Origin of the sequence: Roseiarcus sp., assembly GCF_052145395.1 — a bacterium.
Classification (GTDB): domain Bacteria; phylum Pseudomonadota; class Alphaproteobacteria; order Rhizobiales; family Beijerinckiaceae; genus Roseiarcus.
In genome coordinates this window covers 1-6,736 of the sequence record NZ_JBKQOT010000127.1, presented here as the reverse complement: position 1 = coordinate 6,736, position 6,736 = coordinate 1, and the positions used below count along the sequence as shown (strand labels likewise).

Below are 6,736 nucleotides of genomic sequence, written 5' to 3'. Positions count from 1 at the left end.
CGACGCGCGTGACACCCGATGTATCGATGATAGACTTGCCCATGGACGGCCTCCTTCCAGATGGCGCCTTCAACAACCACCATCTTGGCACGCTTGATGCCGTTCGGGGCGCCGTCCACCTCATCAGCAAAGGCTCGGATATGACCCATTCGCAAAGCCGGCTGTGAATGACCCCCCTTGCGCATTGCCGCCGTCATGGTTGCCGCTCGCTACGCCGCCCCCTCCAGCAACCCCGCCAAGTTCGCCGCCCGCTTCGCCGCGCGCACCTTGACCTTCCCGTCCCGTCCCCGCGCGTCCACCTCGCGGACGGGCAGCGCGTCGGGCGCAAGGCCGGCGCGGCGGCAGACCTCCTCCGATATCAGCACCTCGCAGTCGAGCGTCCGGGTCAGGTCCTGCAGGCGGGAGGCGACGTTGACCGCGTCGCCGATCACGGTGAACTGGGCGTGGCGCTCGTAGCCGATGTCGCCCGCGACCACGATGCCGGCGTTGACCCCGACGCCGAAACGGACGGGCTCGACGGGCCCGTGCGCCAGCGCGGCGTTGAGCTTCTCGACGTTCGCGGCGATGACGCCGCACGCAGCGACCGCCGCCCGGCAGGCCTCGTCCGGGGTCGACTTCAAGCCGAACACGGCGAGAAGCCCGTCGCCGAGCACCTGGTTCGGCTGTCCGCCCGCCTCGATGACGGCGCTGGAGACCGCATTGAGGAACTGGTTGATCAGGAACACGGTATCGTAGGGAAGCCGTCTCTCCGCGCGACGGGTCGAACCGCGCATGTCGACGAACATGACGGCGGCGTAGCGCTCCTCGCCGCTTCGCGAGGGCCCACGTCGGACGTCGGCGAGCGTCGCGTGCGGCGGCAGCAGCGGAAGCAGGGCGAGGTCGTGCGCGGGCCTGAGCTGGCAGCCGAGGCGGACCCCGGTCTCCGCGTGGACGCGATCGAGCAACGCCTGCTCGGCCTCACTCGGCTCCGGCAGGTCGTCGAGGTCCCCCAGCACGCGGACGCGGCAGGTGGAGCACCGCCCGCGCCCGCCGCACACGTGCGCCAGGGGGACGCCGGCGATGAGGCTCGCCTCCAGCACGCTGAGGCCGCGTTTCGCCCGGATCGTCCGGTCGGGAAAGGTCAGCCGGATCGAGCCGACCCAATGCTCGCGCCAGCGGCGAAGGCCGCGGACGAGGATCACGCCCACGAGTATCCCCGCAAGGAAAATCAGCGTGTCCCCGCGGTCGGCGAGCAGACGTGCGTTGTCGGCGGCCGTTCCGACATGCGCGGGGCTGAGGTTCACCGCCCGCCATGCCGGGTCGCCGAACAGAGGCGAGACTTGGCGCTCGCCCTGGAGGAATCCGAGAAGCGCCAGCGTCGGCAGGAGCACGGCGCCCGACAGCAGGAGGTTCCTCATCCTCGAGTAGAAAGGCTTGAGCGCAAGCCAGAAGTGGATTCCGATGCAACCGTGGATCCACACGATGAGCAGCATCGCCGCCTGAAGAAACCCGGCCGTCGGTGACGAGCCGAACTTGTACAGCTCCTGCGCGTAGCCCTTGTCGGCGCCGAACAGACTGAGGGCGACCCGCGTGCCAAACACGTGGTCCGCGAGCAGAAACGGGATCGTCAGGCCGAGAACGAGCTGCGTCGCCTCGAGCTTCGTCCAGCGGAACTGCCTCCGCTCGTAGAGCGCCCAGAAGCCGAGGCTCATGTGAGTCAGGAGCGCGGCGTAGAGGACGAGCGCGCCCGGAACGGATTGCCAGATCAGCTTCTGGATCAGGAGCCCGCGCTCCATTGCTTCGACGGAGAGGTTGCCGAGGGCATGGTTCAGGTAATGCAGGGTCACATAGGTGAACAGGACCAGCCCGCAGGCGAGACGGACCTGACGGACGCTCGGGGTCCGGAAGCGCAGGGGCGTCCCCTTCGTCGGTCGGTCGGATCGGAACGGTCATCTTTCGCCGAATCAGGGTGAACATGACGCCGCCGGGGTGAACGCTCCGAACGAGCTTTCTGACGACGCTGAGCGGCGATAGCACGAAAAGGCGCCGCGCGCGTCCGCCGTCCGATCGCGCCGCACTTCAGGAAGCACGAATTTCTATCGTCTTGTCAGTCGGATAGCCAGTCAGACGTTGGAAGCGCGGGCGCTTCGCCCGCAGCGCGTCCGGATGCGGCGCCGCGCCGCGGTCGCGTTCAGCAGACGTTCAGCCGTTTGAGCGCAGATGTCGCGTCGCTAACGGTCGGATGCCGCCTAACGCGTGCGTGGGCGGCGGGGACCCGACCGGAAGCGCGGAAAGCGCCCGCAGGAAGGGGCGCCGCCGCTGAAGCGAATGAGGGCGGGCGTTTACCATGTTGAATCATGATTTTGGCGTTGGCGAGCGGAGCCTCGAGGCCGATCCGCTGGCCGAACTGCGGCGACTGCAGGAGGCGCGTCCCGCCTCGATCCTGAGCGACGGCTCGCCCTTGCGCCGGCGGTTCGGCGAGCGGCTCGACGACGTCCTCGAGGAGGCGTGCCACCGGTTCGCCGAGCGGATCGCCGTTTCGACCGACGGCGCCGAGATCAGCTATCGCGAGTTCGCCGCCCGCGCGAGCCAGATGGCGCGGTTCCTCCGCGCCCGCGGCGTGAAGCCGGGCGACCGTGTCGGCGTGCTGCTCGACCGCGGAGTCGAGACCTATGTCGTGCTGTTCGGGCTCCTGAAGGCGGGCGCCGCCTATGCGCCGCTCGACCCGAACCATCCGGCAGACCGCGTGCGCTATATTCTCGCCGACGCGGGCGCGACCCTCGTCGTGACGCACATGCGCTTCGCGGACCGTTTCGTCGACGCGGGCGTTGAGACCCTGGTTCTCGACTCCGCGCGCGAAACCGTCGCCGGGTTCGACGACGCGCCACTCTCTGAAGCGGAGAAGGCCGGGCGCGGCGAGGGCCTTTGCTACGTCCTCTATACGTCGGGCACGACCGGCAATCCGAAGGGCGTCGCGATCGCGCATCCGAGTATCTGCAATTTCGTCCGCGTCGCCGCCGAAACTTACGGATTCGGCCCCGGCGACCGGGTCTACCAGGGCATGTCGATCGCCTTCGACTTCTCGATCGAGGAGGTCTGGGTCCCGCTCGTCGCCGGCGCGACGCTCGTCCCCAACACCGCCGCCACGAGCCTCTTCGGCGAGGAGCTTGCCGAGTTCCTCGAGACCCGCGCCATCACCTGCTTCGCCTGCGTGCCGACTCTGCTCGCCTCGATCGACCGCGAATTGCCCAAGCTGCGCGTCTTTTTGATCGGCGGCGAGGCCTGTCCGCCGGCGCTGGTGAGGCGCTGGAGCCGGCCCGGCCGCACGCTGCTGAACAGCTACGGGCCGACCGAGACCACCGTCACCGCCACGCTCGGCGTCCTCATGTCCGACAGCCCCGTGACTATCGGCAAGCCGCTGCCGACCTATTCGATCGTCATCCTCGACGCCGAGGAGGACGCAGCGGTCGAGTTCGGCGAGCAGGGCGAGATCGGCATCGCCGGCATCGGCGTCGCCGAAGGTTATCTCAACCGTCCCGATCTTACCAGCAAGAGGTTCGTCAGGGACTTTCTCGCCCTGCCGAACAACCCGTCAGGGCGCATCTACCGCACTGGCGACCTTGGCCGCCTCACTGACGACGGCGAGATCGAATATCTTGGCCGCATCGACACCCAGATCAAGCTGCGCGGCTACCGCATCGAGCTGACCGAGATCGAGTCGGTCGTCATCGAGATCCCGGAGATCGCGCAGGCCGTCGCCGCCACCTTCGAGCCCGAGCCGGGCGCGCCCGAACTCGTCGCCTATTATTCGGTCAAGCACGGCGCAGCCGCGCCAGACCCGGCTGCGATCGTCGCGCACATGCGCGCTCGCCTGCCGGCCTATATGACGCCCGCCTATCTCGAGCGCCTGCCGTTCATCCCGACCCTGGTCAGCAACAAGGCCGACCGCAAGCTGTTGCCCAAGCCGAAGTCGGCGCGCCTCCGGCTCAGCGACAAGGTCGTTCCGCCCGAGACGGAGACCGAACGCGATCTGTGCGAGGCGCTCGAGGACGTGCTCGGTCTCGAGGCGGCGTCGATCGATGCGGACATGTTCGCCGAATACGGCGCGCATTCGCTCCTGATGGCGCGGTTTTGCGCGCGCGTCCGCGCGCTCGAGCCATCGCTTCAGGTCGCCATGCGCGACATCTACGCCAACCCGACGATCCGCCGGCTCGCCCGCGCGCTCGACGCGCAAAAGCCGGCGGAGACGGCGAATCTCGCGGTCGCGCCGGCTCACCGGCCGTCGAACTTGGCCTATTGGGCCTGCGGCGCGGCGCAGACGGCGTTCTACGTCGTCGTCGGCGCGTTCGCGGTCGCATGCGCCCAAGCCGCGTTCAACTGGGTCTATGAAGACGCCGACACGCCGGTTACGCTCTATGGGCGCGCGCTCGCCGTCGCCACCCTCTGGTTCTTCGGCCACAACGCCGTCGCGATCCTTGCGAAATGGCTGCTGATCGGCCGCGCCCGCGCCGGGGCGATCCCGATCTGGAGCCTGAGCTATTTCCGATTCTGGGTGGCGAAGAGCCTGGCGCGCTCCGCTCCGGCGATGGCCTTCGCCGGGACGCCGCTCTACAACCTGTACCTGCGGCTGCTCGGCGCGAAGATCGGGGCGAACGCAGTGATCGTCTCGCGCGCCGTGCCTTTCGTCTCGGCGGACCTGTTCGAGGTCGGCGAGGACGCGCTCGTCATGCACAGCGCGCTCATGCCGGGCTATACGGCCTACGGCAACCGCATTCAGCTCGACGCGATCCGTATCGGCCGCAACGCTTATGTCGGCGAGCACAGCGTGCTGGAAATCGGCTCGACAATCGGCGACTTTGGCGAGCTTGGCCATGCCTCCTCGCTGCAGTGCGGACAGCGCGTGCCGGACGGCAAGCGCTACGCCGGCTCGCCGGCCGAGGAGACGACGACGAGCTTCCGTCTCGCCGACGAGACGCCGGCGCAGCCGCTCCGGCGCGCACTCTTTACCGCCTTCCGGCTCGCCTTCGTCATCGCGGTCGCCGGCGCGCTCGCGGACGCCGTCGTCTACTATCTCATGGGGGCGCTGACCGAAGGCGACGACGCGCTTGCACTGAAGCCTTGGGACGCGACCTTCGCGGTGCTGCCGCTGGCGGCCGGGACCGCGCTCGTCGTGACTCTCGGCTCGCTCGTCGCTGGACTTGTCGCGATTTACGCCATACCGCGGCTCGCCAATCGCTTCCTGGCCGAAGGCAAGGTCTACCCGCTCTACGGCTTCCACCACGGGATGCAGGATCTCGTCGGGCTCGTCAGCAACTCGGCGTTCTTCAACCTGATGTTCGGCGACAGCGTCTTCATCGAGCCCTATCTGCGCTGGGTCGGCTGGAAGCTCGACCGTGGCGTTGAGACCGGCTCGAACTTCGGCAGCGAACAGGGTCAGGACAATCCGTTCCTGTGCTCCGTCGGCGCCAACACGGTCGCCTCCGACAGCCTGTGGCTCGGCAACCTGACGATGTCGAGCCGCGCCTTCCGGCTCGGCCAATGCCGGATCGGCGAGAACAACTTCCTCGGCACCATGATCTACGTGCCGCCCGGCGCGCGCACCGGCGACAACGTGATGTTCGCCACCAAGGTGATGGCGCCGATCGACGGACCGGTGCGCGAGAACGTCGGCCTCCTGGGCTCGCCCGCCTTCGAGATCCCGCGCGCCTCCGCGCGCGACCTCGAGATGCTGGCCGCGATCGGGTCGAAGGAACGGGCGCGCCGGCTCGTCCGCAAGACCTGGTTCAACATCGCCGCGATCGCCGGGCTCGTCGCGTCGCGCTGGTTGATCGTGTTCCTGGCCGTCTACCTGTTCGGCTGGACGGCGGCGGTCTATGGCGTCAACGACGCGCCGCCGATGATGGCGGCGGCGGCCCTCGTGATCCTGCTGTCGATCGCCGTGTTCATTCTGGTCGAGCGCGCCTCGCTCGGCTTCGGGCGCCTGCGACCGGAGATCGCGACCGTCTACGATCCGGCCTTCTGGCGGGTCGAGCGGCACTGGAAACTCTCGGACTCGCCGCTCGCCAGCGCTTTCGCCGGCACGCCGATGCGCAACGTCATCTCGCGGCTGCTTGGCGTCAAGGTCGGCAAGCGGGTGTTCGACGACGGATGCACTTTGTCGGAGCGGACGCTGGTCGAGATCGGCGACGAGGCCAACCTCAACGAGGGGAGCATCGTCCAGGCGCATTCGCTGGAAGAGGGCGTGTTCAAGTCGGACACCGTCCGCATCGGCGCCGACGCGTCGATCGGAATCGGCTGCCTCGTCCATTACGGCGTGACGATGGGCGAGCGGACCCACCTGGACGCCGACTCCTTCCTGATGAAGGGCGAGATCACCCCAACCGACTCCCGCTGGCGCGGCAACCCGGCCAAGCTCGTGCATCAGGAGTCGTAGGGCGCGTCGGCCCTTCCGCCCGAGAAGGGGTGGGGCCAGCGCGGTCCTCGGGGTCGCTTGGGCGCGTGTGCGCGATCAGCGCAATCTGGTAGTTGTGTTGTCGGCACTAACATGAACATTACAGAATTTCGCTTGACTCCTGGTATCCCTTGTCAACAATAGGCCTACGCCTTAAGGTCGATTGAGGGGGTGGCGTTGTTATGTCTAAAGGTCGATCAATTAGGCGTATTCCTTGACCTGAAGTTGGTGAGAAGGCCGTGGGGCGTGGTTGAGACCATGATCATGATGACGGGGGCGTTACGATATTCGGCAAACCCTGGCGCC

2 protein-coding genes are annotated in these 6,736 nt (G+C 67.7%); one reads left to right on the top strand and one right to left on the bottom strand.

Annotated elements, in window-relative coordinates:
• Positions 1–209 precede the first annotated feature (209 nt).
• Complete coding sequence (locus ACLP25_RS04560) at positions 210–1,826, bottom strand: adenylate/guanylate cyclase domain-containing protein (RefSeq protein WP_442468041.1); 1,617 nt, start codon at positions 1,824–1,826, stop codon at positions 210–212.
• Positions 1,827–2,326: 500 nt separating this feature from the next.
• Between ACLP25_RS04560 and ACLP25_RS04555 the strand changes: the two genes are divergently transcribed.
• On the top strand, positions 2,327–6,412 hold the full coding sequence (locus ACLP25_RS04555; protein ID WP_442468040.1) for a Pls/PosA family non-ribosomal peptide synthetase: 4,086 nt from the start codon (positions 2,327–2,329) through the stop codon (positions 6,410–6,412).
• Positions 6,413–6,736 lie beyond the last annotated feature (324 nt).